The sequence below is a fragment of the Pseudoalteromonas sp. BZK2 genome (assembly GCF_014349195.1).
Taxonomy (GTDB): Bacteria; Pseudomonadota; Gammaproteobacteria; order Enterobacterales; family Alteromonadaceae; genus Pseudoalteromonas; species Pseudoalteromonas simplex.
The window spans coordinates 1-24,462 of record NZ_JACSOG010000030.1; the positions used below are offsets into that span (position 1 = coordinate 1).

The window sequence follows — 24,462 nt, forward strand, 5'->3', positions numbered from 1 at the left end:
AGGTGCAAGAGCAGGCGCAGTTAACACTGCAGTAAACAACGCCCCCTTCTAGGGGGCTAATGCAAAGCCACCTTCTTTAGAAGGTGGATCTTTTACTTTTAAAAGGCTATAGCACTTAGTGTTTTATGTTGAGTTTATTTCAACGCTGAAATTCAATTGAGGGTACTGAACCCTAAGTTTGAAATATGGTTTTTCAGCTTTCATTAAGTTAATGTCTTGGTGTGTAATACATAAATTAATCTACTGAAATAACTCAATAGGCAATTGAATTGAAGTTTAATCACATATACCAAGATGTTATTGTCAATGAAGTGAAGTTAAAACGCGCTGGGAGTGAGTTTCAAGTGTTTGTTACATTCCAAACTCAATCGGAGACTCTACATGTTGTACTTAATGGAGTCCGAGAGATTGATAATATTTCTGATTTGTTAGAAGCAAAACAACTTTGGCTCGAATATAGCGAATCTGATCAAGCTGAGTATGGCAAATTTACCCTAGGTATTTCACATGAGAGTTATACGGAAATTTGCTTTGACTCATTAGGTTAAGAGCCTTGTAAGCTACCTCGGTATAAAAATAGTGCTTGGTAGCAATTGCTTACATTCTTATGTTGAGGAAAATAATGCTGCAAGAATTAGATAATTGGAGAAATTCAAAATCTAAAATTTTGACAATTGAAAAGCTCAAGGTGGTTCTCTCTGCTCAATTGGGTGAGCCAATTAAAGCTCAATACATCGAAATTAAAGGCAATGGCCTTATAGCAAGAGCAACACTTTGGGAAAATGGTAACCTTGTATTAAAAGCAGTTAGTTGTCAGTCTGATAAGCAGGTAATTTTAAAACATCTGAATTCATGTGAGGCATGGCAAATTGACGATGAACTTAACTGGTGGTTGAGTCAAATTGTTATTTACGAACCTTCATAATCGATACAGTTGAGTAATTAGTCTTGGCTCAAAACTTACAGCTTAAAGCTTTGAACTTAAAGCTCGTTTTAAAGCCTACATTCATCCAATTTATGCTTTACTCATAAAGCCTTAAATGGATTTGATGATTGCATGAGTTACTTAAAAAACTTTATAACTAAATTTGTTTTCATGATGCAGAAGCGGCCGGGGTTGATGGCGGTGTTGGCTTTTTGTAGTGGTGTAGCAAGCTATGTCTTTGTTGAACGAAAAGAATCGTTTTCGCAGCTTATCTCTATTTTGTTATTAGTCACTTGGTTGTGGTTGTTAATAGATAACTGGCTAAGAGATAAGGTAGAGGAGCGTTTTGGTGTGGCGGTGTCGCCTAATGTGATGCGCTTTGCGCTGCAAGTTGTGCAGCAAGAAAGTTTGTTTTTTGCTTTACCATTTTTCTTAGCGGTGACTACTTGGGACCATGGTCAGGCCGCGTTTACCGCTTTAATTATACTTTGTGCGTTCGTTTCTGTTGTTGATCCTCTCTATTATAAAAAGCTTGCAAGGCACAGTGTCTGGTTTAGTGTGTTTCATAGCTTTTCTTTGTTTGTCGTGCTGTCGGTTACCTTGCCTATTTTATTAAAGTTAACGACCAGCCAAAGTTTTGAAATTGCACTAATAACAGCTGTTATTTTAACGGTCCCCAGTCTTGGCAATTTGATGCCTAATGCTAAATGGTGGCGTTTTCCGTTGTTGGTGTTATTGCTTTGTTCATTAGGTGCCGGGCTTTGGCAATTACGTAGTTTTGTGCCACCTGCAGCACTGCGTTTAACCGATATGAGTATGTCATATCAGCTAGATGCACAAGCTCGTAAACCGCTTTCGCCAATAACAGAACTCACTGAGCAGAGCTTACATGAAAACGGTCTATATAGTTTTAGTGCGGTAAAAGCACCGCGAGGTTTAAATGAGAAAATCTTCCACGTTTGGGTGCATAATCGAAAAGAAGTTGACCGTATAGCCTTGGATATTTCTGGTGGTCGTAAAGAGGGCTATCGAGCGTGGAGCCATAAAACGAATTTCCCTGCTAATGCTGCAGGGAAATGGGTCGTCAAAGTGGTTACCGAGTCTGGGCAGCTGATAGGGCAAAGAAGGTTTGAGGTTTCAGAAGTTTAGCTGTCAGCTTTCAGCCGTCAGTTTTTAGCTGATAGTTTTAATACGGATTTTTCCCTTCACCTACCAACACACTGAATATTCTTAAATCTAGTTCTAGTTGATGATATTGCGGCTCCATGTGGCAGCAAAGTTGATAGAAGGCTTTGTTGTGGTCTTTTTCTTTAAAGTGAGCCAGCTCATGTACGACGAGTGCTTTGAGAAGTGGTTCAGGTGCGCGAAGCAGGTCGCTATTAATGGCAAGATCGTGTTTTCGGGTTTTACCTTGCATACGAAAAGTATGGGTGCCTAAGGCATTTGTGACCATATCGCCTTGTTTTTTGAATGCGGCACGACCAAAAGGCAGGGCATTTTTAAGGTAGCGCTTTTTTAGTTCAGTGGCGTAATTGTATAAAGCTTTATCGCTGGTAATGCTATGCGCATCAGGGTATTTGCCTTTAAGGTATTTTGCGGCCCTGTCGCCATTAAATAGCTGTAACACTTGCTCAATGATTTGAGGCGGGTAACTTTGAAAATAACGGCTGTAATCTTTCATGTTTTCTCTGATAAATCGGGCGCTAAAATAAACTGCTTTGGCTTGCTTCGCGTTCACCTATAAAGGGCGCAAGCACGGGGTGATTGTAACCTAAATCTTGGCAAAACTGTCTTGCTAAAAGTGGTGACTGGCGATTATCTGCGGTATGAAAAAACAAATAGGGTGATTTTCCTTCATCAAGCCATTGTTTTACTTTTTTCAGCCATGGCTGGTAATACGACTTGTATTCATGTTCAAGACTGCCAACCACAAAGCGCAGCATAGGCTGATTTCCTGTTGCAATGGCATGCACAGGTAAATAAGGCTTTTTCTTTTGCGCATCAATGAGTGCATCGGTATCGGCGGGTACGGCAAATAAAGCGCGGGTATCCATACTGATGCGATCTATATTATTTTCAATTAACAGCTGATTTAAGCGAATTTCTGCATCATCTTTATTAAAGAAGCCGGGGTGACGGACTTCTACACCGTAACTAAGTTGCTTGGGGAGTTGTGCAATAAAATTTGCAAGAAGGGGTAGGGCATCTGGTCCAAAGGCGCGGGGTAGCTGTAACATGATTTGCCCCGTTTTAGCAAAAATTGGCTCAAATAAGTTTAGCCATGCATTAAGCTCACTAGTTATATTCGTCAGTTGTAATTCGTGACTAAAACGCCGATGAAACTTAAACGTAAATTTAAAGTCTTCGGGTACCGCATCATGCCAGCGTAATAATGACTCATGACTTGGGTCAGCATAAAAACTGGTGTTGCCCTCGACTGAGTTAAAGCATTGCGCATACTCACTGAGCATGTCGGCGCTTTTACAGTGACTAGAGAGCAAATTTCCTTTCCATGCGGTGCTAGACCACTGCGGACAACCTAAATACAGCATTAAATCAACCAATAAATTTAAACTTTAGCTAGTGTATCAAAAGAAATGTTTGCTCAGAAGTCGGGGTGTATATTTAGCCCCCGACAGGCACTGCTGGCACTCGCATTTTGCGATGGTTTGGGTATAATGCTCTGCCTTAAATGATTACTTTGTATAGTGGCTTTTGCTCTCAAAATAGCGAACTCTTAAGAGCAGGCGGCTATAAGTCTTTAACTGACAGGAATACTATGCGCTCTATATATTGCGGACAGCTAAATAAATCTCACGTAGATCAAGAAGTTGAACTATGTGGTTGGATCAACAAACGCCGTGACCTTGGTGGTCTTATCTTCGTCGATTTACGTGACAGAGAAGGTTTAGTACAAGTTGTTTTTGATCCTGAAGTAGAAGGATTAATGGATACTGCGAATAAACTACGTCAAGAGTTTTGTGTGCAGTTAAAAGGTGTTGTTCGCGCACGCCCTGATAGCCAAGTAAATAAAGACATGGCAACAGGTGAAGTTGAAATTTTAGGCACAAGCTTAACTATCATCAACCGTTCAGAGCCATTACCACTTGATTTTAATCAGCAAAACTCTGAAGAGCGCCGTTTAAAATACCGTTACTTAGATTTACGTCGTCTTGAAATGAGCGACCGTATCAAACTTCGTGCAAAAGCGAGTAGCTTTGTGCGTCGTTTCTTAGATGACAACGGTTTCCTAGATATCGAAACACCAGTACTAACAAAAGCAACACCAGAAGGTGCCCGTGACTACTTAGTACCTAGCCGTGTTCACAAAGGTAGCTTCTACGCTTTACCTCAGTCACCACAGTTATTTAAACAATTATTAATGATGTCGGGCTTTGACCGTTACTATCAAATTGTTAAATGTTTCCGTGACGAAGACTTACGTGCTGACCGTCAGCCAGAATTCACACAAATCGATTTAGAGACGTCATTCATGAGCTCTGATGAAGTGCGTGCAATGACTGAGAAAATGATCCGCGAAATGTGGCAATCATTACTAGACGTTGACCTAGGCGACTTCCCAGTAATGCCATACAGCGAAGCAATGCGTTTATATGGTTCTGATAAACCAGACCTACGTAACCCAATGCAACTTGTAGACGTTGCTGATTTAGTAAAAGACGTTGAGTTTAAAGTATTCTCTGGTCCTGCTAATGACGAAAAAGGCCGTGTTGCTGTATTAACTGTACCAGGCGGTGCTGAGCTTTCTCGTAAACAAATCGACGATTACACTAAATTCATCGGTATCTATGGCGCGAAAGGCCTAGCATGGATGAAAGTGAACGACCGTGCAGCGGGCGTTGAAGGTGTACAATCACCAATCGCTAAGTTCTTAAACGAAGAAGTGATCAACCAGTTACTTGAGCGTACTAACGCACAATCTGGCGACATCATTTTATTTGGTGCTGACAAGCGCAATGTTGTAAACGAAGCAATGGGTGCGTTACGTCTTAAGATTGGTGTTGATTTAGGCATTACTGATCTCGATAGCTGGAAACCATTATGGGTTGTTGACTTCCCAATGTTCGAAGAAGACGACGAAGGTACATTGCATGCGGTTCACCACCCATTCACTGCACCAAAAGGTATTTCTCCTGAAGAGCTTGAAGCAAACCCAGCTGGTGCACTATCAGATGCATACGACATGGTATTAAACGGCTACGAAGTTGGTGGTGGTTCGGTACGTATTCACAATGCAGAAATGCAAGAAACAGCATTTAGAATTTTAGGTATCGAAGCGCAAGAGCAGCAAGACAAGTTTGGCTTCTTACTTGATGCACTTAAATATGGTACGCCACCGCATGCGGGTCTTGCGTTTGGTCTTGACCGCTTAGTTATGCTGCTATGCGGTACTGATAATATTCGTGACGTTATTGCTTTCCCTAAAACAACGCAAGCATCATGTTTATTAACAGATGCACCAAGCAAAGCAAATGCCGATGCATTAACTGAGCTTGCTATTGATGTTGTAGCGAAAGACGCTGAATAATTCATAAGCTGATCAACGAAAACCCTAAGGTGTATGCCTTAGGGTTTTTTTGTGCTTAAATGAATATTTAGTATGTTCTTCAAGGAAAGAGTATGAATATCAGTGCAACTTTTTTAGGTTATTTTGTACTTGTTCTGTTCCCACTGTTTGCCGCTATCAGCTATTACTTAGGTAAGCGTAAAACCTCAACACCAATCGTGGTGGCAATTATTGGTGGCTTACTAGGGCTAATTCCATTGTTTGGTCTTATTTTTATTGCTGTACTTGCGCTTAAACAAGATATTGAGACCACCGCGTGATTGCAAGCCATTCCCTTTATTTTGAGCATACCTTTGAAGCAAACCTTGCAGGGCAAACATTTTCGCATTGCGAATTTGAGCAATGTGAATTTATCGACTGTGACTTTAGCAATAGTCAGTTTGAAAACTGCCGGTTTATAGAGTGTGAGTTTAAAAATTGTAATTTAGCTACGCTTGGGCTTAGATACACCTCGCTTGAAGAAGTAAGCTTTAAACAGTGTAAATTAACCAGTGTTCGTTTTACTGATGTTGATTGGCCGCTACTCGCCAGCCGTGCTCCAGTGAGTTTTGTTGGCTGTGAACTTAGCCACAGCAGCTTTTTTGAACTTAGTTTAAAAGCTTTAAAAATGCGTAGCTGTTTTGCCAAAGATGTTGATTTTAGACATGCAGATTTAACATCTGCTGATTTTACTGATACGGACTTTCGTGACAGTTTGTTTCAACAAACCAACCTCAGTAAAGCTAATTTTATTGGTGCCAGTCATTTCGCCATTGATATAACAGCTAACAATATCAGTAAGGCCAAATTTGAACGTTATGCCGCTTTGGATTTATTAGCAGGGCTCGATATAGAGCTGGTGGATTAAATATTATTACTAATTAAGGTTAAGGAAAGTTATGGATTTAAGCCCCATCACCTTAGAAGGTCAATTTGTTAAATTAGTGCCGTTAACGCTTGAGCACCGTGATGCTTTAGTAAACGCCGCTTCAGATGGAAAGCTTTGGGAGCTTTGGTTTACCTCAGTGCCCAATGAAGAACGTGTTGACGATTATTTAAATATGGCGTTTGAACAACAGTCACTTGGTCGCGCAATACCATTTGCTGTCATCGATAAACACACCGATGAGGTGATAGGCTCAACTCGCTTTTGTAATATCGACAGTAAAAACCGCCGTTTAGAAATTGGCTATACCTGGTATGCCAAGCGTTTTCAGCGTACTGGAGTTAATACTGAATGTAAAAAACTGCTACTGAGTTATGCATTTGAAACACTTAATGTGATTGCTGTTGAGTTTCGTACCCATTGGCATAACCAGGCTTCGCGCAATGCCATTGCTCGCTTAGGAGCGAAACAAGATGGGGTGCTTCGTAATCACCAAATTATGGCCGATGGATGCGTACGCGACACCGTGGTGTTTTCAATTATTGATGGTGAGTGGCCGATGGTTAAACGTAGCTTAGAATTCAAATTAGCATGTTAAATATTAAAAAGCCGGCGCTATTGCTCGCTTTAACGCTTTGCGGGCAAACAGCCTTTGCAAATCAAACAGAGACACTGTTTGATACTGAGCGGGCACGCCATATTCCGGTGACCATTACAACAGCCGATAGCAAATGCACGATAAAGAAGAAATGCCCCGTGGCGTTTATTGGGGCAGGCTATGGTATGGCACATACAGACTATCAATTTGCCCAGCAGGCCTTTCATCAGCATGGTTACTTAACGGTTGAAGTTGCTCATGAGTTAAAAGGCGATCCGAGTTTAAACCCTGAGCCACCCTACATGACCACCCGTATGGAAAACTGGCACCGTGGTGTACAAACCCTTGAGTTTTTAGCCGTAGAACTTGCAAAGCGATACCCTGCGTATGACTTTAATCAGCTCACTTTATTTGGGCACTCAAATGGCGGTGATATTGCAGCGTTATATGCCGCTATTTATCCTGCTAAGGTGGCTAAGCTGATCACCCTTGATCATCGTCGGATGCTGACCCCAAGAAACAAAAATATTGCTGTACTGACACTACGCGGTAGCGATTACCCAGCAGATGACAACGTATTGCTAACGCCGCAAGAACTTGCTATGTACCCAGTGACGCAAATTAAGCTTAAAGATTCGCGCCATAACGATATGTATGATGGTGGCCCAAAAGCGCTTGTAGAACGAATGAGTAAAGAGCTCAACGCATTTTTACTTGCTAATAAATAGCAAATGATTTGTTGCTTGATCTGTATCAAAGTTAAGGAGCTAAGCAAGGTGGAGCGGACATAAGTCCTTATGTTTTTACCTGTGTTTCTCTATCCTCGCGAAGCGCTATAATGAAGAAATGCTATGCTTAGCACAGACTTCTTGAACCTTATTCACTGGAAAAGACAAATGCAACATTTACCTACCGTTGATTATAAAGCGAGCGATGCGGCCGCTCAATTTGTTGAGTCACTAAGAAACACAGGTTTCGGTGTACTAAAAAATCACCCAATCCCTCAGTCATTAGTTGAGTCTATTTACAAAAATTGGCAAGAATTCTTTAATTCTGAGCAAAAGCACGAGTTTTTATTTTCAAAAGAAACACAAGATGGTTACTTCCCACCATCAGTGTCAGAAGTTGCAAAAGGCTTTACCGTTAAAGATATTAAAGAGTACTACCACGTTTATCCAAAAGGCCGTGTTCCAGCACAGCTAGAAGAAGAAATTCGTGAGTACTACCGTTTAGCCAATGAGTTTGCAGCAACATTATTAAGTTGGGTTCAAGCTGAAGCACCAGAAGAGGTGCGTGCTAAGTTCTCTATTGACCTTAAAGATATGATTGCTAACTCTGAGCAAACACTCCTGCGTATTCTTCACTACCCACCAATGACAGGTGATGAAGAGCCAGGTGCAATCCGTGCAGCAGCGCATGGCGACATCAACTTATTAACTGTATTACCTGCGGCAAATGAGCCAGGTTTACAAGTACAAACAACAGATGGCGGTTGGTTAGACGTACCATGTGATTTTGGTAACTTGATCATCAATATTGGTGACATGCTACAAGAAGCGTCAGGTGGTTACTTCCCATCAACAATTCACCGTGTGATCAACCCAACGGGTAAAGCGTCAACGAAATCACGTATTTCGTTACCATTATTCTTACATCCGCGTCCTGATGTTGTGCTTTCTGAGCGCTACACAGCAGACAGCTACTTACAAGAGCGTTTACGCGAACTTGGTGTTAAGTAAAGATTGAGTATGAGAACAAAGCGGCATTAGAGCCGCTTTTTTTATGCCTGAAATTTGTCTGCTAAGTTCAGCATTAAGTGTTAGTTTGCAAATAATTCCATGCATTATTGACTATCCTAGGTATAATGCGCGCACTTCGCCGAATCGGCTGAAATTTTTAAAGAGAGATAGTATGAGTTTTGATGGGTTAGGTTTATCACCAGCTTTAGTAAATGCAGTTTTAGAAAAGGGCTATGAAGCACCAACGCCTATTCAATCACAAGCTATCCCTGCGATCATTGAAGGCCGCGATGTTATGGCCGCAGCGCAAACTGGTACAGGTAAAACAGCAGGTTTTACACTGCCGTTAATTGAGCGTTTGTCAAAGGGCCCTAAAGCGGGTGGCAACAAAGTACGCGCATTAGTATTGGCTCCAACTCGCGAGTTGGCTCTACAAGTAAGCGAAAATGTTGAGCAATATGCTAAGCATTCAAATGTTAGCTCATTTGTTGTTTATGGTGGCGTTAAAATTAACCCACAAATGATGCGCCTTCGTAAAGGTGTTGATATTTTAGTGGCCACACCTGGTCGTTTATTAGATCTACACAATCAAAATGCTGTTAAGTTTGATGATTTAGAAGTGCTGATCCTTGATGAAGCAGACCGTATGCTTGATATGGGCTTTATTCATGACATCAAACGTATCATTGCTAAATTGCCTGCTAAACGTCAAAACCTGATGTTCTCAGCGACGTTCTCTGATGAAATTCGTGAACTTGCAAAAGGGCTCATTAATGACCCCGTTGAGATTTCAGTTGCGGCAAAAAACACCACGGCTAAAACGGTTACTCAATCTGTTTATGCGCTAGATAAATCACGTAAAACAGCATTGCTTAGCCACCTGATCCGTACTAACGATTGGCAGCAAGTATTGGTATTTTGTCGTACTAAGCATGGTGCGAACCGTTTAGTTAAGCAGCTTGAACGCGATGATATTGTCGGCGCTGCCATTCACGGGAATAAATCACAAGGCGCTCGTGTTAAAGCACTCGAAGGCTTTAAATCGGGTGAAGTGCGCGTACTAGTTGCAACCGATATCGTTGCCCGTGGTCTTGATATTGTTGAGCTACCTCACGTTGTTAACTACGATCTACCGAATATTTATGAAGATTACGTACACCGTATTGGCCGTACAGGCCGAGCGGGTGCATCGGGTCATGCTATTTCGTTTGTAACAGTAGATGATGCCGACGATTTATATGGTATTGAGCGCTTTATTGGTGAGCTTATTCCGCGTGCAACCGAAGCAGGTTTTGAGCCAAGCAAACCGGTTGCTGAAAAGCCGCTAGATACGCGTCCTATCAAGCCGAAAAAGCCAAAGAAACCGAAAAAGCCAAAAGCACCAGCTCAAGATGGTCAAGGTGCAGCAAAACCTGCACAAAAGCTAAAACCTAAATCGCAAAAGCGTCCTTCACAAGGTAAGTGGCAGGGTAAGGGTAAAGAGCAAGGCCAAAACCAAAAAGGCGCTAACAACGTGAATAAATCAAATAACACTAAACCAACAGGTAATAAACCTGCGGGTAATCGTCAGCGTGTATCGGGGCCATCTCGCCCAAGACGTAAGCCCGCTGCGGATAGTTAATAGCAGTAAAAACAAAAAACGCGCAATTGCGCGTTTTTTGTTTTAAATGAGTTTAATGCAATATAAGGTGGCGACACCAATAAAGAGTGTCACGGTGACACTTAACAAAGTGCCCAGCATGACATATTCAGTGAGTTGTTTTTCGCTACTTTCTTTTAAATCACCAAATCGGAAGATAGACTTGGCCGCTAGCAGAAAGCCCACGCCGCCGTATTCACCTAGCAAGATAAAGCTCAACATCAACACTCGCTCGAGCAAGCCGATAAAATGCCCCGCAGCAGGAATACTGCCTTCATTGTTTATCTGAATATTGATTTTCTCTAGCATCATGCGAATAAACACAGAGCTTGGGTTGAGCACTAACAAATAAGCTGCAATAACAAACAAGGTATCGAGGGCAATCAGCTTCTGCCACGCTAAACTATAAAATTCATTCTTATCACTAAGCCAAACGCTTAGCATTACAATCACAATAAGATGCGCCAACTGGTCGACTAAAAACGGCACTACGCCTTTACTTGAATACGACTTTGCCAAGTCAATGACATAGTGGCTTAGCATAATCGCAACCGTTGCTAACAATACACGAGAGAACTCTTGCCAGCCGTAAGTGTATTCCCATAGTGTGAGCACAGCTAAAGAGGTCACGCCGTGTGTTAATACGTGCAAATAGAGTTTACTGGCACGAAAGTGACGGTTGTTTCTGTCGTGTACCCAGCTCATTGGCTGCCAATAAAAGTCTGCAAGTAAGTGGCCCAATACTAATGCGGTGAGTAATAGAGCAAAACTGGTCATAACAATCCTTTGAGTGTGGTTTGGCTGTAATTTATAAAGCGCTCGATAAGTTGATAATGCGCCAGGTTGAGTAACTTAGTGACATTCTCTCGGCTAGTATTAAGCTCTTTGGCAAGCTCTGCATGGCTGTTGTTCTCAGCGGTTAAATAATAAAACAGGGCATTGGCCTGCTTTTGACTCATTTTTTCAAGCAGGACTTCGATAAGCGCAATATTAAGCGCAAAGGCTTCTTCAACGGTGTTGTTTTCAATATTTAACACTAAGCGTTGCTGGCTCATATTATCTAAACCACGGCCTGATAAAGTATAAGCACTGCCTGTGGCTGTTTTAATATCGGCGCGGGGGTTGTCAAGTGAGCCAATAGCCAAGCTTTGTCGCAGCTCGTAATTGGTTGCTTTCATTTGCAAATACAACAAGATGGCTGCATGACATACAAGCTCTGGCTCTGTTAGCTGTATTTGTAATGCATCGCCACGGTAAATGGTAAAGCTTGCATTAAAACGCTTGGCAACAAAGCGCAAGCTTTGATCAAGCTGATAAAGCATGGCGTCGTATTCTTGCTGTGGAATTTTTTGTGATTTAATTAAATCACCGCTGATCACCGCAATCATTATGATCCCTTAGATTAAGTAACTTAATTTAGTTACATCGCAATAAGTAACCAAATTTGGTTACTTTGTTTTATGTAACCAATTTAGGTTACTTTTTCGTAAATATCAACCTAGATATGCTACAGTGAACACAAATCACTAAAAACAGAAAATTTATGTCAGCAGTTGATAAGCCAAAAGTCGGTATCTTTGTAGATGTACAAAACATTTATTACACCTGTAGAGAAAGCTACAAGAAAAACTTTGACTACAATGCCTTTTGGGCACAAATGAGCGAACGCTACCAAATTGATTGCGCCATTGCGTATGCAATATATCGGGGCGATGAAAAGCAATCGCAGTTTCAAAATATTCTGCGCGCAATTGGTTTTGAGGTAAAACTGAAACCTTTTATTCAGCGCAAAGATGGCAGTGCAAAAGGGGATTGGGATGTTGGCATTACCATTGATATGCTAGAGCATGCCAAGCAGCTCGATAAATTGGTATTGCTTTCGGGTGATGGTGATTTTGCCTTATTACTTGGTCACTTAGCGAATAAGTATCAGCTACCGTGTGATGTCTATGGAGCAGAGCACCTCACCGCAGATATTTTAAAGCAAGCCGCCGGTGAATTTCATTGTATTGATGATTCACTGCTACTATCAAGGTAAAAAAATATTCCTATAAAAATAAAATGTTTAACTAAAGTATTGTTTCAGCTAAGCTAACATTAGCTACACTTGATGATAAATAAAGGAATAGGCGCGTACAACGCACTAAATTATGCAAAAAAGCATAAATAAAGGTGTAATAGGACATTGTTGATGTGGTTTCTAATTTTCTTGTCTGTTAAATAAAGCGTTTTAATTCAATTAATTAAAAATAAATATGAAAGTTATACGAATTTTTATAAAAAATATAATGACAACGCTGTCATTTGTTGTGTAACATTAAATCAACAAAGGTTGAGATGATTTCGCATTCTGATAAGAAAAATAATGCGATTTAGACAAAAACTAAACGAAGGCTAGGGGTCGTTAAATGGTGGCGAAGAGTGTGAGTGAGGACCAATTGTTTATTGGTATTGATGGCGGCGGAACGAAATGTCGCGCAACTATCTACTCTGTTAAACAAGGTGTATTAGGAACTGGCCTAGGTGGTCCTGCAAATCCATTACATGGTTTGGAACGTACTCTCGAATCAATTATGGTCTCAACACAATTAGCACTTCGTGATGCGGGTTTACCGCTTGAAACCGTTCATCAGCTTTATGCCGGCTTAGGTTTAGCAGGCGTAAACCTACCAAGTTTGTACGACAAGATTATGGAATGGGAGCATCCATTCAAACAAATGTTCCTCACCACCGACTTACATACAGCCTGTATCGGCGCCCATGAAGGGAGTGATGGTGCGGTGATCATCACAGGTACTGGCTCATGTGGTTTCTCATGTGTAAATGGTCGCACAACTAACTTTGGCGGTCATGGCTTTGCTCTAGGCGATAAAGGCAGTGGCGCCTGGATGGGTCTTGAAGCAATAAAAGCTACCTTGTTAGACCTTGATGGCCTAGGCGAAGCAACAAATCTGACTAACGTGATCACCGAGCATTTTGCAGCTGACAATGCGATGGCGATTGTTGAAAAAATGTCTGGTCAGCCTTCGAGTAGTTTTGCCAAATTAGCCCGCTATGTATTTGAAGCAGCCAATAACAATGACAAAGTTGCGGTTTCGATTGTTAAAGAGGGTGCTGATTACGTCAGTAAATTAGCTCAGCGTTTATTAGAGAATAACCCGCCACGTTTATCTATGATTGGCGGTTTAGCTGAGCCATTAAATAAATGGCTTGCAGAAGATATTGCGAAACGCGTTGAATCTCCTATTCAACCACCGGAAATGGGCGCTGTGTATTTTGCTCAGCAATCTGTGCTTGAACAAAACCAAGAGGTAAGTTTGTAATGACGATTTATCATGCAAGTTCATTGTTTACCGGTGACGAATTTTTATCTGATGTATATTTTAGCGTCGATAATGGTGTATTTAACCGTGTTGAAGCAGATGCTAATGCCGTTGCATTAACGGGGTTAGTGGCCCCCGGTTTTATTGATGTGCAAGTGAATGGCGGTGGCGGGGCGTTTTTTAACGCTGAACAAACGCCAGATTGCTTAGATAGAATAGCCAAAGCACATGGTCAGTTTGGTTCAACAGCGATTATGCCAACGCTGATCACTGACCAAGTCGAAGTCATGGCAAAAGCGGCCGATGCAACTGCACAAGCAATTGCTGAAGGTGTTCCGGGCGTAATGGGTGTGCACTTCGAAGGACCGCACCTTTCATTGCCGAAAAAAGGCACCCACAGCGAGCAATTTATTCGCCCTATTACAGAGCAAGAATTTGCAATTTATGCCCGCCAAGACTTAGGCATTAAAATGGTTACCTTAGCACCTGAGAATGTCAGTGCTGATGATATCGCGCGCTTGGTTGAGTGTGGTGTAAAAGTATCAATTGGCCACACCAATGCAGACTTTGCGACCACAAATGCAGCACTTGCTGCAGGGGCAGATGGTTTTACCCACTTATTTAATGCTATGTCAGCATTTACATCGCGAGAGCCTGGTGTTGTGGGTGCTGCACTTTGGGATGATAACAGCTGGTGCGGTTTAATTGTTGATGGTCACCATGTACACCCATCATCAGCTAAATTAGCAATTCGCAGCAAACAGCGCGGAAAAATTATGTTAGTCACAGATGCAATGCCACCTGTGGGGACTGATGATATGGAGTTTGATTTCTTTGATGGTCGTAAAGTTATTCGTACTGGCGATAGATTAAATTCAACGACCGGTGAATTAGCAGGCAGCGTACTTGATATGGCAAGTGCGGTGCGCAACACAGTGAACACATTGGATGTTAGCCTTGCTGAGAGCTTACGTATGGCATCACTTTATCCTGCACAATATTTAGGTTTACATAAAAAAGGTCGCTTACTGAGCGGGTTTGACGCTGACTTTGTGGTGTTAGACGCACAGCAAAATGTACAAGCCACCTTTATTGCTGGAAAAGCGCTATAACAAGCTTCCCTGGTAAAAACCCCGCCGTTGTATCGCGGGGCTTTTTCTATTTAAGGTAATACAATGACAACAACACAACCAACAAGAAAACGTTTGGCATCGCTGGATGCACTGCGCGGCATGGATATGTTTTGGATATTAGGCGGACAGTCACTATTCGCAGCGCTCTTCGTTTTAACTGGCTGGACTGGCTGGAAAGTTTTTGAAGCACACACAGTGCACAGCGTTTGGCATGGCTTCACATTTTACGATCTGATTTTCCCATTGTTTATATTCTTATCGGGTGTTGCGATGGGGTTAGCCCCGAAACGCATTGACCATTTACCGTTTGATGAGCGCAAAGTGTATTACCGTAAGGCGGGTAAACGTCTTTTACTATTGTGTTTATTAGGTATTTTGTATAACCACGGCTGGGGCACAGGGATGCCGATGGCGTTAGATGAAATTCGCTATGCCAGTGTGCTTGGCCGCATCGCTATTGCGTGGTTCTTCTGTGCAATGTTGGTTTGGCATACTGGTTTACGAACACAAATTATTACCGCTGCGGCTATTTTAGTGGGTTATTGGTTACTACTTTGTTTTGTTCCAGTGCCGGGTGGCAGTGCTGGTGACCTTTCAGCAGCAGGGAGTTGGAATGCATGGTTTGATGCACACTTACTGCCGGGGATTAGTTATCAAAACCGTGTAGTAGACCCAGAAGGTGTGTTGTCGAATATCCCTGCGATAGTCAATGCATTAATGGGTGTGTTTGCAGGTCAATTAGTGGCACGTGCTCAGCAAATTGGCGAGTGGAAAATGACCGCCTTATTGTTCGCCGCAGGTGTGGTAAGTGTATGCTTAGGCTGGTTATGGGATTTACAGTTCCCAGTAAATAAAGAACTTTGGACCAGCTCATTTGTGCTTGTAACCGTTGGCTGGAGTGCCATATTGCTCGCCGTATTTTATGCACTGGTTGATATTTTACCGGGGCAACGCGCTGCGTATCCATTTGTGATCATAGGTGCAAACTCGATTATTATTTATTTAGCGTCAAGTCTAGTGAATTGGGGTTATGTAAGCCAAAGCGTATTTGGTGGGGTGGTTCGAGCTGTGCCAGCGGCATGGCAACCCCTGATGGCGGTAATTGCATTATTAGCAGTACAAATGCTGGTGTTGCATTGGATGTATCGCCGTAAGATCTTTGTTAGTGTTTGATAATTATTAAACACTAACAAAAAGAGTAATTTTTTATTCACTTTTACTTTACAAAGATAAAACTAGAAGTGATAATGACAGCGTTGTCATAATGGTTGTAGCTACTGCATCGTATCCTGGCAGTGGTTTGATCTAAAACCCAGCTCGATTGCACGTGGGGTTGGGTTTTAGGTCCCATTTTTTTCCAACTTATAATTAGAGCTAATCGATATGCAAATAGTGATTCTTGATGATGCAGCCCAAGTTGCAGCGTATGGTGCCAACATCTTTGCTAAACAATTACTAAAAAAACCAGCCTCGGTACTCGGTCTTGCCACAGGTTCAACACCTGTTGCTTTGTACCAACAACTGATCGAAAAAAATAAAGCTGGCGATATTTCGTTTAGCCAAGCGACAACATTTAACTTAGACGAATACTTAGGTTTAACTGGCGAGCATCCTCAAAGTTACCGTTACTTTATGAATGAGCAGCTGTTTAACCATGTTGATATCGACAAACAAAACACCCATGTACCGCCGGGTGATGCAGTAAATCCGCTTATTGCTTGTACTGAATATGAGCAAAAAATCACAGCGGCTGGTGGTGTTGACGTACAACTACTTGGTATTGGCCGTAATGGTCACATCGGTTTTAACGAACCTTCATCAGGTTTGACATCACGCACCCGTGTAAAAACACTGACGAAAGCGACGATTGAAGACAATGCACGATTTTTTGCAGAAGGCGAATATCAACCGCATTTATCAATCACTATGGGCATTGGCACTATTTTAGAAGCCAAAAAAGTTGTGCTTTTAGCAACGGGTGCAAGTAAAGCGGATGCCGTTCATGCCATGGTAGAAGGCCCGTTAATGGCTAAATGCCCAGCTTCAGCACTGCAACTTCATAAAGATGCGGTGATCATCATTGATAAAGCTGCCGCGAGTAAATTAGAAGATTTAGAGTTCTATCAGCATATTGAAGCTGAGAACCAAAAACTACAAGCGCATCTAGCGACCTTGTAAAATTGTGAGAGAGAATAAAAAAGCCCAGTTTGGGCTTTTTTTATGCCTGTAATAAATTGGGTTTATTATCCGCTTATGGTAGTTTTAGCGAGTAAACTATTTTCAAGGAACGCCATGCTGAATTACTCTCAAATGCCATTGGATCGTGCATCAAATCGCCGTAAAGATCCAAAGTGGTTAAAGGCTCAAATGAATTCTCAGAGTCGCTGGTTATTGGTCAATAACAATCAAAGTTTATTTGTTAAAGACAGTCCTGAAGTGTGTTATTTACGCTTATCTCAAGTGGATCATCTCGATTTATCAAAAGGCATTTTATTGGGTTTAGACGACGATGATGTGGCGCATTTTGCTTTAGATGTCAGCCATGTTCCAGACTCACTCATTGAGCCTATGCTTAATGGCGCTGAATTTGTTGATATTCGCAAGTTAGGCCCACAAGTTGAGCTAAAACAAGGCTCGATTGCCGCACTGGCAAGGGGCTTGTGTTTTTGGCACGCAACGCACCGTTTTTGTGGTCGTTGTGGTCATGAAAATAACATGGTTGAAGCAGGGCATTCACGTTTATGTGAGAACCAAACTTGCCAGCATCAAACTTTTCCGCGAACTGATCCTGCGGTGATTATGATCGTGACTAAAACCTTTTCAGATGGAGTTGAGCGCTGCTTACTAGGCCGTCAAGCAAGCTGGCCTGACGGTGTTTATTCAACTCTTGCTGGTTTTGTAGACCCAGGTGAAACACTAGAGCAGGCCGTTGCCCGCGAAGTTATGGAAGAAGCTGGTGTTGCGGTGACAGATATTCAATATATCGCGTCACAGCCTTGGCCATTTCCATCATCAATTATGTTTGGTTTTATGGCTACAGCAGTTTCAGAAGATATTCAGGTAGATAAAGACGAGTTAGACGACGCGAGATGGTTTAGCCGTGCTGAACTTAATGAATTTGGCCAATGGCATGAGCAGGGTAGCCATCTTAAACTAACCAGACAAGATTCTATTTCTCGATTTTTGGTTGAGCACTGGCGCAACCTGTAAAGCACAGCTTGGACAAATTATGACAAAGACAAATAAACATACCCAAATCGTCTCTGCAGGGCGTAAAAAAGCATATACACAAGGGGTTGTGAACCCTGTGGTGCAACGTGCATCAACAGTGGTATTCGATTCAGTGGCTGATTTAAAAGCAGCGGCGAAGAAACGAGGCGACAAAACGTTATTTTATGGCCGTCGCGGTACGACGACACATTTTGCTCTGCAAGAAGCGATTGCTGAACTTGAAGGCGGCGAAGGCTGTGCGCTCTATCCATCAGGTGCGGCTGCAATAAGCAATGCGCTGCTATCGTTTGTAAAAACAGGCGATCATATTTTAATGGTGGATACCGCTTACGAGCCAACCCGTGATTTTTGCGACAAAATACTGGCTGGATTAGGTATTGAAACAACCTATTACCCACCGGGAATTGGCGCAGGAATTAATGAGCTTATCAAAGATAACACTCGCGTATTGTTTTTAGAATCACCAGGCTCAATCACTATGGAAGTACAAGATGTGCCAGCCATGGTTGCTAAGGCTAATGAGCGCGGTGTAATGACCATGCTAGATAACACCTGGGGTAATGGTCTGCATTTTAGACCGCTTGAGCATGGCGTAGATATTAGTATTCAAGCAGCGACAAAATACATTGTTGGTCACTCTGATGTGATGATGGGTGTGGCGGTCGCTAATAAAAAGTATTGGCCAACCCTTCGAGAAAATTCATACCTACTAGGGCAATGCACCTCTGCGGATGATGCTTATTTAGCGCTGCGTGGTCTGCGTACTATGGCTGTGCGTTTAAAACAGCATGAACAAGCCGCCATCGAAGTGGCTAAATGGCTTGAAACACACCCATTGGTTGATCATATTCGCCATCCCGCTTTTGCAACGTGCCCGGGTCATCAGTTCTTTAAACGAGACTTTGATGGCAGTAACGGCTTATTTTCATTTGTAATGAAGCAGGGTAATCAACAAGCAATTGATGCGTTCTTAGATAGCCTGCACCATTTTAAAATGGGCTTTTCTTGGGGCGGCTATGAGAGCTTGGTCACGGCAAACCTGAGCATGAAAGGGCTTCGCTCTGAAACAGGTTGGTCACAAGGCCCGGTAATAAGGCTACACATTGGTCTTGAAGATGTGGCTGATTTACTAGCCGACCTTGACCAAGCGCTTGCAGTGTACGAAAGCCACCTCTAGGTTAAAAGTTTATACTTTGTTACATAAGACCCGCTTGTCGGGTCTTTTTTTTCTGGTAATTCAAGCTGTTTCAACTTAGTGTAATTCTAATAATAAAATTCATTAAGGATTATGAGTGACGCAGTTACATCCTAAACGCCTTGCACAAATTGCCCAATTTGAGCTGGTACGACTATTTCTGACCAAACGTGGTTTGTTGGCGGTTGCCGCTTTTGCCATTTGTTGGCTACTTATTTTACGCTATCCCATTGCCCAATCTGTGACCTTGATTAGCTCACCTGATTTTGCCGACTTTGCAAGGCAAGCATTTGGCGCCATTGGCATCAGTAAATTACTTGATTGGCCTGAATCTGAACTTGCCGTTTATTGGCTGGTTGCCTTATTTAGTTTCCCAAGCTTTTGTTTGTTTCTATGTAGTGACCAAACAGTGGGCGACAGACAGCGAGGTACGTTACGCTTTTTATCGCTAAGAGCGACTCGTTCAGAAATTATTATTGGCCGCTTTTTAGGACAGCTACTCATCTTAGCGGCATTGTTGTTTGTTACCTTGATGGCAACGGTTGCAATGCTTGGCTATCGTGAGCCAAGTTTACTGCTTTCTGGCTTATCGCGAAGCTTTATGTTGTTATTTTATTTGCTTGTTGCAGTTATGCCATTTATTGCCTTAATGAGCTTTTTGAACACGTTTGCCCGTTCATCGCGTCTTGCGTTTGTTTTGGCTATTTTGTTTTTTGCTGGCGGTAATATTGTGATTGGCTTACTAACATGGCAATGGCCTGCATTTGAGGTTTTAAATTACATATTTCCGGGCTATCAACTTGATTTAATGGCAGGTCAACGTGCCGGCATCACATTGGCTCTTGGTTTACCACTTTTACAAACGGCAGTGCTACTGGTTGCTGGTGAACGAATTTTTGCAAGGAGCTCATTATGACCGTTTTAATTCAAGCACAAGGCTTGTCAAAAAACTACGGGGCTAAGCGAGCGCTCGATAACGTTAGCTTTGAGATAAACAAAGGGGCACCGGTAGCGCTAGTTGGTCCTAATGGTGCAGGTAAAACAACGTTATTCAGTTTGTTATGTGGCTATATTTTACCTAGCTCAGGAAAGCTATCGGTAATGGGGTATACCCCAGGCAGTGCGGCGTTATTTGGTAAGCTAACCGCGTTACCGCAAGATGCCCAGCTTGATCCTCGTTTTAGTATTGCGCATCAACTTAACTTTTATGGCCAATTACAAGGGCTCAGTGGTGCGGTTCGTAAAAAAGAAACGGCTCGCGTCTTAGAGTTGGTTGGTTTATCAGAAGTGGCTAAGCAACGACCAGATGATCTTTCTCATGGTATGCGTAAGCGAGTGACGATTGCACAGGCATTAATTGGCTCACCTGAAATAGTGATGCTTGATGAAGCAACTGCAGGCCTTGATCCAATTCATGCTCGTGAGGTAAGGGAGCTGGTAAGTTCTTTAAGTAACGAAGCAACATTTATTTTAAGCTCCCATGACTTAACTGAACTTGAGCGTTTATGCTCACAAGTTTTACACCTCGATAAAGGGGTGTTAAGTGAGCATCAAGCCCGTTCTAGCACGCAAGATAATAAACACTTTATTACGCTGCAGTTAAATCAACACTATGATGATGTAGAAGCAAAGCTTGCTGGCCTTGCCGATGTACATCATGTTTATATGAGCCAAGCAAAAGAATATGTGATCGAGTTTGAGAAAACCGCAGAGCCTTTTGACATCAATCTTCTACAATTTTGTTATCAGCAAGGTTGGCAGTATCGTCAACTGGTAAATGGTCACACACTCGAAAATCAAATTTTTCATAAGGAGAGCTAGTTATGGGTCTATTAAGTGGATTAATGGGTAATGCAAGTGAAGTCGATAACGACGACTTAGAAGAGCTGCTTGCTAATACATTGATTGATGGTGAAACAGTTCAAAAAGCCTATAAAGTTATTCGTGATATGTTCATCTTTACTAATAAAAGATTAATTATCATAGATAAACAAGGTGTTACCGGTTCTAAAGTTGAAATGCTGAGTATTGCTTACTCAAAAATTACTAAGTTTAGTAAAGAAAGTGCCGGGCATTTTGACCTAGATGCTGAACTGAAAATTTGGGTTGGTTCAGATCCAACGCCAATCAGTAAAGACTTTAAAGCAGGAGATAACATTAATGAGGTTTATAGAATTATAAGTCAATTTGCTTTATAAAGTACTGACAAATCTTGTTTTTTTATTAAAAGTTGGCTAAAAGATGAAAGTTTTGGCCAACTTTTTCTTTACATTTACCGACACTTTATTACAATTAATCAAGTAAAAACAAACGCTTAGTTAAGTTTCCATTCAGTTTTCTGACGTTAGCATGTGCCCAACTTAGCCATCAGGCTAGTTTTCAACAGCAATGAAACAATGTTAATAGGGAAATCTGTTTATGAAAAAGTTAGCAGTTATTATTTCGAGTATGCTTCTGTCAACTGCCGCGACTGCTGCGGATAGTTACCAATCAATTAGCCATTTAGGATACAAGGACACCGATGGCAACGACACTGTAAGTGTTGATTCAACTTATTACTTCGCACCAAAGAAAACGATGGGTCCATACGACCAGTTTGAATACATCAACAGAACAACTAACGTGTTTGGTTCGTACGCAGATGATGACTTTGGTGATGTGACTAACATCGGCGGTGAGTACTTCGTACAAGATTTTGTAATCGGTGCGGGTTACAGCAATTACGATTACGGTTCAGACACTGATTTATTCAATGTGTCTGCGGGTTACTTCTTTAACCCTAACCTTCTTCTAAAAGCGACTTTCACTGACGTTGAAGATGGTGATAACTATGTAATGTTCGACCTTAAGTACAATCATCAAATTAACAGCACTGATTACTTAGGTTTCACGTTCACTGCAGACGACGAGTTTGATTATCGTGCGGTTAGCGCTAAATACTTTATGGATCTTCAACAAGGTAATTACCTAACGATTGAAGGTACAATTGCTGATACTGATGATAGTGGTAGCTCTTGGGAACTAGGTTCTAACTACTACTTCTCTAAAGCAACATCAGTATTTGTAACGTTTAATAAAGAAGATGACTACAGCTTTGGTGCTCAGCACTTCTTTAATAAAAACGTTGGCTTAAAAGCTGGTTATGCAAACAACTGGGATGACTCAGACTACGATGCATACTTTGCAAACCTAAGCTTACAGTTTTAATCATTAATTTGATGATATAAAAAAGCCCGCATTATGCGGGCTTTTTCGTTTTTATCATTACCAACCGCACTGGCGGCCTTCATTTTGCTCATCAAGGTATTTTTGTAACGGTGCAAAGTAATCTAAGATTGCTGTTGCATCCATTTCTTCTTTACCAGTGATTGTCGCAAGTGCTTCTTGCCATGGGCGGCTTGAGCCCATTTCTAACATAGCATTTAGTTTTTCACCAGCCTCAGCAGAGTTGTATACAGAACAACGGTGAATCGCTTCTTCGTTACCGGCAATTTCACATAAACTTCTGTGGAAGTCGAATTGTAAAATGTGCGCTAAGAAATAACGTGTGTAAGGCGTGTTGCCTGGTACGTGATACTTAGCACCTGGATCGAAGTCTGCTTCGCTACGTGCGATAGGCGCTTGTACACCTTGGTATTTTTCACGTAATTCCCACCACGCTTTGTTGTAGTTCTCTGGCGTTACTTCACCTGAGAAAACTTTCCAGCGCCATTGGTCTACTAATAAACCAAATGGGATAAATGCTACTTTGTCTAATGCCATTTTCATTAACAGGCCGATATCTTTAGATTCATCAGGCACGTCGTCTAATAAACCAATTTCTTTTAAATAACCTGGCGTTACAGAAAGTGCAATGGTGTCACCAATCGCTTCGTGGAAACCATCGTTCGCGCTTTCTTGATAATAAATAGGCTGTGTGTTGTAGGCGCGTTGGTAGAAGTTATGCCCTAGTTCATGGTGAATAACAGAGAATTCTTCACCTGTGCGTTGAATACACATCTTAATACGTAGGTCGTCTTTGCTATCAATATTCCATGCAGATGCATGACATTGTACGTCACGGTCTTGCGGTTTAGTGAATAGCGAGCGCTCATAGAAGGTATCTGGCAATGGCGCAAAACCCATTGAGGTGAAGAACTTCTCAGCACCACGTACCATTTTAAGTTCGTCGTAATCGTGCTCAGCTAATAGTTCTGTTACGTCATAACCAGGATCGGCATTTTCTGGTGCAACAACATCGTAAATGTTACCCCACGTTTGGGCCCACATATTACCTAGTAGGTGTGCAGGGATAGGCTGGTCTTGTGGTACTTTATCTTCGCCATATTTTTCACCTAGCTTGGCACGAACATGACAATGTAATGAATCATAAAGCGGTTTAACTTGGCCCCAAATGCGGTCGAGTTCTTTTGCAAAATCATCGGCTGGCATGTCGTATTTACTACGCCACATAGCACCTGTATCTGCATAACCTAGCTCTTTTGCACCTTCATTGGTGAGTGCAACTTGTTGCTCATAAAGCGGGCGCATAGGTTTTGAAACTTGACGCCAACCTTGCCATAAATCAAGCAATTCATTGTAATCACGGCTCGTTGCCATTTTAGCAGTCATCTCGCCAAGGCTTAAACAGCTACCATCTTCTTTACAGTATTTACCTTTACCATAAATACCCCCTAGTTCAGCCACTAATTGTGAGAGCTTAGCTGTTTTTTCAGCATCTTGTGGGGCAGGTAAGGTAAGTGCGAGTTTAAGTTTATCGAGTTTACGACGTGCATCGTAATCAAGCTCTAAACTATCGAATTTTGCAGCTTCATTAGCAAGACGAACCACAGCTTCTGTCATTTTGCGATTTACTTCGGCAGATAGTTCAGCAGTATCATGGGTGATGAAGTTGGCATAAATCCACTCAGCACGGCTTGCTTCTAAATAAAGCGCGCTTAATTCTTTTTCAGTATCGGCGATAAATTTAGCGGCATCTTGTGCGGTTACTTGGCTTGTTTTGACTTCAGCAGTCGTTGTTTTAGTGCTCGCAGCGTCATCATTACAGCCTGTAAGTGCAAGTGCACTGGCGACCATAAGCGCGCTGATGCTGAGCTTAAATGGAGTCTTTTTCATAACGTTCCCTAGAAGTTTATTGTTATTTATTGCCCATGCATAATAGCAGTGTCTTAGTAAACAACAAACTGCCTAGTTGAAAACAAGCTAAGTAAGCGCTGCTTACGTTGT

The 24,462-nt window shown here is 42.0% G+C and carries 26 protein-coding genes; 21 read left to right on the top strand and 5 right to left on the bottom strand.

Features of this window, described 5'->3' with window-relative positions:
• Positions 1–269: 269 nt before the first annotated feature.
• The 3 genes from BIZ38_RS16450 to BIZ38_RS16460 all read left to right on the top strand — a co-directional run bounded on the left by BIZ38_RS16450 (position 270) and on the right by BIZ38_RS16460 (position 2,074).
• Positions 270–548: a hypothetical protein gene (locus BIZ38_RS16450; protein ID WP_138599712.1), complete on the top strand. Its 279-nt coding sequence runs from the start codon at positions 270–272 to the stop codon at positions 546–548.
• 74 nt (positions 549–622) lie between these two features.
• The gene (locus BIZ38_RS16455) at positions 623–925 is read left to right on the top strand and encodes a hypothetical protein (protein WP_187490765.1); all 303 of its coding nucleotides are present in this window, start codon (positions 623–625) and stop codon (positions 923–925) included.
• Between the two features lie 132 nt (positions 926–1,057).
• A complete protein-coding gene (locus BIZ38_RS16460) occupies positions 1,058–2,074 on the top strand; it encodes a DUF5924 family protein (RefSeq protein ID WP_187490766.1) in 1,017 nt (338 codons plus the stop codon).
• Positions 2,075–2,111: 37 nt separating this feature from the next.
• Here the strand turns inward: BIZ38_RS16460 and BIZ38_RS16465 are convergent, their stop codons facing one another.
• Both BIZ38_RS16465 and BIZ38_RS16470 read right to left on the bottom strand, forming a co-directional pair.
• On the bottom strand, positions 2,112–2,606 hold the full coding sequence (locus BIZ38_RS16465; RefSeq protein ID WP_187490767.1) for a M48 family metallopeptidase: 495 nt from the start codon (positions 2,604–2,606) through the stop codon (positions 2,112–2,114).
• Between the two features lie 22 nt (positions 2,607–2,628).
• Complete coding sequence (locus BIZ38_RS16470; RefSeq protein WP_187490768.1) at positions 2,629–3,477, bottom strand: DUF72 domain-containing protein; 849 nt, start codon at positions 3,475–3,477, stop codon at positions 2,629–2,631.
• A gap of 227 nt (positions 3,478–3,704) precedes the next feature.
• Between BIZ38_RS16470 and aspS the strand changes: the two genes are divergently transcribed.
• The 7 genes from aspS (at position 3,705) to BIZ38_RS16505 (ending at position 10,336) form a co-directional block, all read left to right on the top strand.
• The gene (gene aspS, locus BIZ38_RS16475) at positions 3,705–5,474 is read left to right on the top strand and encodes an aspartate--tRNA ligase (RefSeq protein WP_166339426.1); all 1,770 of its coding nucleotides are present in this window, start codon (positions 3,705–3,707) and stop codon (positions 5,472–5,474) included.
• Between the two features lie 92 nt (positions 5,475–5,566).
• Entirely contained in the window at positions 5,567–5,773 is a 207-nt protein-coding gene (locus BIZ38_RS16480; protein WP_187490769.1) for a hypothetical protein, read from the top strand.
• The gene (locus tag BIZ38_RS16485) at positions 5,770–6,360 is read left to right on the top strand and encodes a pentapeptide repeat-containing protein (protein WP_235373734.1); all 591 of its coding nucleotides are present in this window, start codon (positions 5,770–5,772) and stop codon (positions 6,358–6,360) included. The genes BIZ38_RS16480 and BIZ38_RS16485 overlap by 4 nt, the downstream gene beginning before the upstream one ends.
• A 31-nt stretch (positions 6,361–6,391) precedes the next feature.
• Positions 6,392–6,976, top strand: coding sequence for a GNAT family N-acetyltransferase (locus tag BIZ38_RS16490; RefSeq protein WP_187490770.1), 585 nt, complete (start codon positions 6,392–6,394; stop codon positions 6,974–6,976).
• Positions 6,970–7,704 (top strand): alpha/beta hydrolase, encoded by a 735-nt coding sequence (locus BIZ38_RS16495; protein WP_187490771.1) that lies wholly within the window; start codon positions 6,970–6,972, stop codon positions 7,702–7,704. The genes BIZ38_RS16490 and BIZ38_RS16495 overlap by 7 nt, the downstream gene beginning before the upstream one ends.
• A gap of 168 nt (positions 7,705–7,872) precedes the next feature.
• Entirely contained in the window at positions 7,873–8,715 is an 843-nt protein-coding gene (locus tag BIZ38_RS16500) for an isopenicillin N synthase family dioxygenase (protein WP_135924192.1), read from the top strand.
• A gap of 172 nt (positions 8,716–8,887) precedes the next feature.
• Entirely contained in the window at positions 8,888–10,336 is a 1,449-nt protein-coding gene (locus BIZ38_RS16505) for a DEAD/DEAH box helicase (protein ID WP_187490772.1), read from the top strand.
• Positions 10,337–10,378: 42 nt separating this feature from the next.
• On the opposite strand, the gene BIZ38_RS16510 is transcribed toward BIZ38_RS16505, so the two are convergent.
• Together BIZ38_RS16510 and BIZ38_RS16515 are read right to left on the bottom strand one after the other, a co-directional pair.
• Positions 10,379–11,131 carry a DUF3307 domain-containing protein gene (locus BIZ38_RS16510; protein ID WP_187490773.1) on the bottom strand — a complete coding sequence of 251 codons (753 nt, stop codon included), beginning with the start codon at positions 11,129–11,131 and terminating at the stop codon, positions 10,379–10,381.
• Complete coding sequence (locus BIZ38_RS16515) at positions 11,128–11,742, bottom strand: hypothetical protein (protein WP_187490774.1); 615 nt, start codon at positions 11,740–11,742, stop codon at positions 11,128–11,130. The genes BIZ38_RS16510 and BIZ38_RS16515 overlap by 4 nt, the downstream gene beginning before the upstream one ends.
• 155 nt (positions 11,743–11,897) lie before the next feature.
• Here BIZ38_RS16515 and BIZ38_RS16520 point away from each other — a divergent pair, with 155 nt between their 5' ends.
• From BIZ38_RS16520 to BIZ38_RS16570, 11 genes are all read left to right on the top strand, one after another.
• Positions 11,898–12,392: an NYN domain-containing protein gene (locus BIZ38_RS16520; protein ID WP_187490775.1), complete on the top strand. Its 495-nt coding sequence runs from the start codon at positions 11,898–11,900 to the stop codon at positions 12,390–12,392.
• 370 nt (positions 12,393–12,762) lie between these two features.
• Positions 12,763–13,677, top strand: a complete 915-nt coding sequence (gene nagK, locus BIZ38_RS16525; RefSeq protein ID WP_187490776.1) for an N-acetylglucosamine kinase — start codon at positions 12,763–12,765, stop codon at positions 13,675–13,677.
• Positions 13,677–14,789: an N-acetylglucosamine-6-phosphate deacetylase gene (gene nagA / locus BIZ38_RS16530; RefSeq protein WP_138601670.1), complete on the top strand. Its 1,113-nt coding sequence runs from the start codon at positions 13,677–13,679 to the stop codon at positions 14,787–14,789. The genes nagK and nagA overlap by 1 nt, the downstream gene beginning before the upstream one ends.
• A gap of 63 nt (positions 14,790–14,852) precedes the next feature.
• The gene (gene nagX / locus BIZ38_RS16535; protein WP_166339410.1) at positions 14,853–15,983 is read left to right on the top strand and encodes a transmembrane glucosamine N-acetyltransferase NagX; all 1,131 of its coding nucleotides are present in this window, start codon (positions 14,853–14,855) and stop codon (positions 15,981–15,983) included.
• A gap of 210 nt (positions 15,984–16,193) precedes the next feature.
• Positions 16,194–16,988: a glucosamine-6-phosphate deaminase gene (gene nagB, locus BIZ38_RS16540; protein WP_054551572.1), complete on the top strand. Its 795-nt coding sequence runs from the start codon at positions 16,194–16,196 to the stop codon at positions 16,986–16,988.
• A gap of 114 nt (positions 16,989–17,102) precedes the next feature.
• Positions 17,103–18,020 carry an NAD(+) diphosphatase gene (nudC, locus tag BIZ38_RS16545; protein ID WP_187490777.1) on the top strand — a complete coding sequence of 306 codons (918 nt, stop codon included), beginning with the start codon at positions 17,103–17,105 and terminating at the stop codon, positions 18,018–18,020.
• Positions 18,021–18,039: 19 nt separating this feature from the next.
• Positions 18,040–19,218, top strand: coding sequence for a cystathionine beta-lyase (locus tag BIZ38_RS16550; RefSeq protein ID WP_187490778.1), 1,179 nt, complete (start codon positions 18,040–18,042; stop codon positions 19,216–19,218).
• A 115-nt stretch (positions 19,219–19,333) separates the two neighbouring features.
• The gene (locus tag BIZ38_RS16555; RefSeq protein WP_187490779.1) at positions 19,334–20,152 is read left to right on the top strand and encodes an ABC transporter permease; all 819 of its coding nucleotides are present in this window, start codon (positions 19,334–19,336) and stop codon (positions 20,150–20,152) included.
• Positions 20,149–21,057, top strand: a complete 909-nt coding sequence (locus BIZ38_RS16560; protein ID WP_138619291.1) for an ABC transporter ATP-binding protein — start codon at positions 20,149–20,151, stop codon at positions 21,055–21,057. The genes BIZ38_RS16555 and BIZ38_RS16560 overlap by 4 nt, the downstream gene beginning before the upstream one ends.
• A gap of 2 nt (positions 21,058–21,059) precedes the next feature.
• Positions 21,060–21,434, top strand: a complete 375-nt coding sequence (locus BIZ38_RS16565; RefSeq protein ID WP_054551567.1) for a PH domain-containing protein — start codon at positions 21,060–21,062, stop codon at positions 21,432–21,434.
• 220 nt (positions 21,435–21,654) lie between these two features.
• Positions 21,655–22,443, top strand: coding sequence for a putative porin (locus BIZ38_RS16570; RefSeq protein ID WP_054551566.1), 789 nt, complete (start codon positions 21,655–21,657; stop codon positions 22,441–22,443).
• Positions 22,444–22,500: 57 nt separating this feature from the next.
• On the opposite strand, the gene BIZ38_RS16575 is transcribed toward BIZ38_RS16570, so the two are convergent.
• A complete protein-coding gene (locus tag BIZ38_RS16575; protein ID WP_187490780.1) occupies positions 22,501–24,351 on the bottom strand; it encodes a M2 family metallopeptidase in 1,851 nt (616 codons plus the stop codon).
• Positions 24,352–24,462: the final 111 nt, after the last annotated feature.

What these genes read in the sequence shown, in the direction of transcription:
- BIZ38_RS16455 (WP_187490765.1), top strand. Translation starts at nt 623, where the DNA reads ATGCTGCAAGAATTAGATAATTGGAGAAATTCAAAATCTAAAATTTTG.
- BIZ38_RS16460 (WP_187490766.1), top strand. Translation starts at nt 1,058, where the DNA reads ATGAGTTACTTAAAAAACTTTATAACTAAATTTGTTTTCATGATGCAG.
- BIZ38_RS16465 (WP_187490767.1), bottom strand. Translation starts at nt 2,606, where the DNA reads ATGAAAGATTACAGCCGTTATTTTCAAAGTTACCCGCCTCAAATCATT.
- BIZ38_RS16470 (WP_187490768.1), bottom strand. Translation starts at nt 3,477, where the DNA reads ATGCTGTATTTAGGTTGTCCGCAGTGGTCTAGCACCGCATGGAAAGGA.
- aspS (WP_166339426.1), top strand. Translation starts at nt 3,705, where the DNA reads ATGCGCTCTATATATTGCGGACAGCTAAATAAATCTCACGTAGATCAA.
- BIZ38_RS16480 (WP_187490769.1), top strand. Translation starts at nt 5,567, where the DNA reads ATGAATATCAGTGCAACTTTTTTAGGTTATTTTGTACTTGTTCTGTTC.
- BIZ38_RS16490 (WP_187490770.1), top strand. Translation starts at nt 6,392, where the DNA reads ATGGATTTAAGCCCCATCACCTTAGAAGGTCAATTTGTTAAATTAGTG.
- BIZ38_RS16495 (WP_187490771.1), top strand. Translation starts at nt 6,970, where the DNA reads ATGTTAAATATTAAAAAGCCGGCGCTATTGCTCGCTTTAACGCTTTGC.
- BIZ38_RS16500 (WP_135924192.1), top strand. Translation starts at nt 7,873, where the DNA reads ATGCAACATTTACCTACCGTTGATTATAAAGCGAGCGATGCGGCCGCT.
- BIZ38_RS16505 (WP_187490772.1), top strand. Translation starts at nt 8,888, where the DNA reads ATGAGTTTTGATGGGTTAGGTTTATCACCAGCTTTAGTAAATGCAGTT.
- BIZ38_RS16510 (WP_187490773.1), bottom strand. Translation starts at nt 11,131, where the DNA reads ATGACCAGTTTTGCTCTATTACTCACCGCATTAGTATTGGGCCACTTA.
- BIZ38_RS16515 (WP_187490774.1), bottom strand. Translation starts at nt 11,742, where the DNA reads ATGATTGCGGTGATCAGCGGTGATTTAATTAAATCACAAAAAATTCCA.
- BIZ38_RS16520 (WP_187490775.1), top strand. Translation starts at nt 11,898, where the DNA reads ATGTCAGCAGTTGATAAGCCAAAAGTCGGTATCTTTGTAGATGTACAA.
- nagK (WP_187490776.1), top strand. Translation starts at nt 12,763, where the DNA reads ATGGTGGCGAAGAGTGTGAGTGAGGACCAATTGTTTATTGGTATTGAT.
- nagA (WP_138601670.1), top strand. Translation starts at nt 13,677, where the DNA reads ATGACGATTTATCATGCAAGTTCATTGTTTACCGGTGACGAATTTTTA.
- nagX (WP_166339410.1), top strand. Translation starts at nt 14,853, where the DNA reads ATGACAACAACACAACCAACAAGAAAACGTTTGGCATCGCTGGATGCA.
- nagB (WP_054551572.1), top strand. Translation starts at nt 16,194, where the DNA reads ATGCAAATAGTGATTCTTGATGATGCAGCCCAAGTTGCAGCGTATGGT.
- nudC (WP_187490777.1), top strand. Translation starts at nt 17,103, where the DNA reads ATGCTGAATTACTCTCAAATGCCATTGGATCGTGCATCAAATCGCCGT.
- BIZ38_RS16550 (WP_187490778.1), top strand. Translation starts at nt 18,040, where the DNA reads ATGACAAAGACAAATAAACATACCCAAATCGTCTCTGCAGGGCGTAAA.
- BIZ38_RS16560 (WP_138619291.1), top strand. Translation starts at nt 20,149, where the DNA reads ATGACCGTTTTAATTCAAGCACAAGGCTTGTCAAAAAACTACGGGGCT.
- BIZ38_RS16565 (WP_054551567.1), top strand. Translation starts at nt 21,060, where the DNA reads ATGGGTCTATTAAGTGGATTAATGGGTAATGCAAGTGAAGTCGATAAC.
- BIZ38_RS16570 (WP_054551566.1), top strand. Translation starts at nt 21,655, where the DNA reads ATGAAAAAGTTAGCAGTTATTATTTCGAGTATGCTTCTGTCAACTGCC.
- BIZ38_RS16575 (WP_187490780.1), bottom strand. Translation starts at nt 24,351, where the DNA reads ATGAAAAAGACTCCATTTAAGCTCAGCATCAGCGCGCTTATGGTCGCC.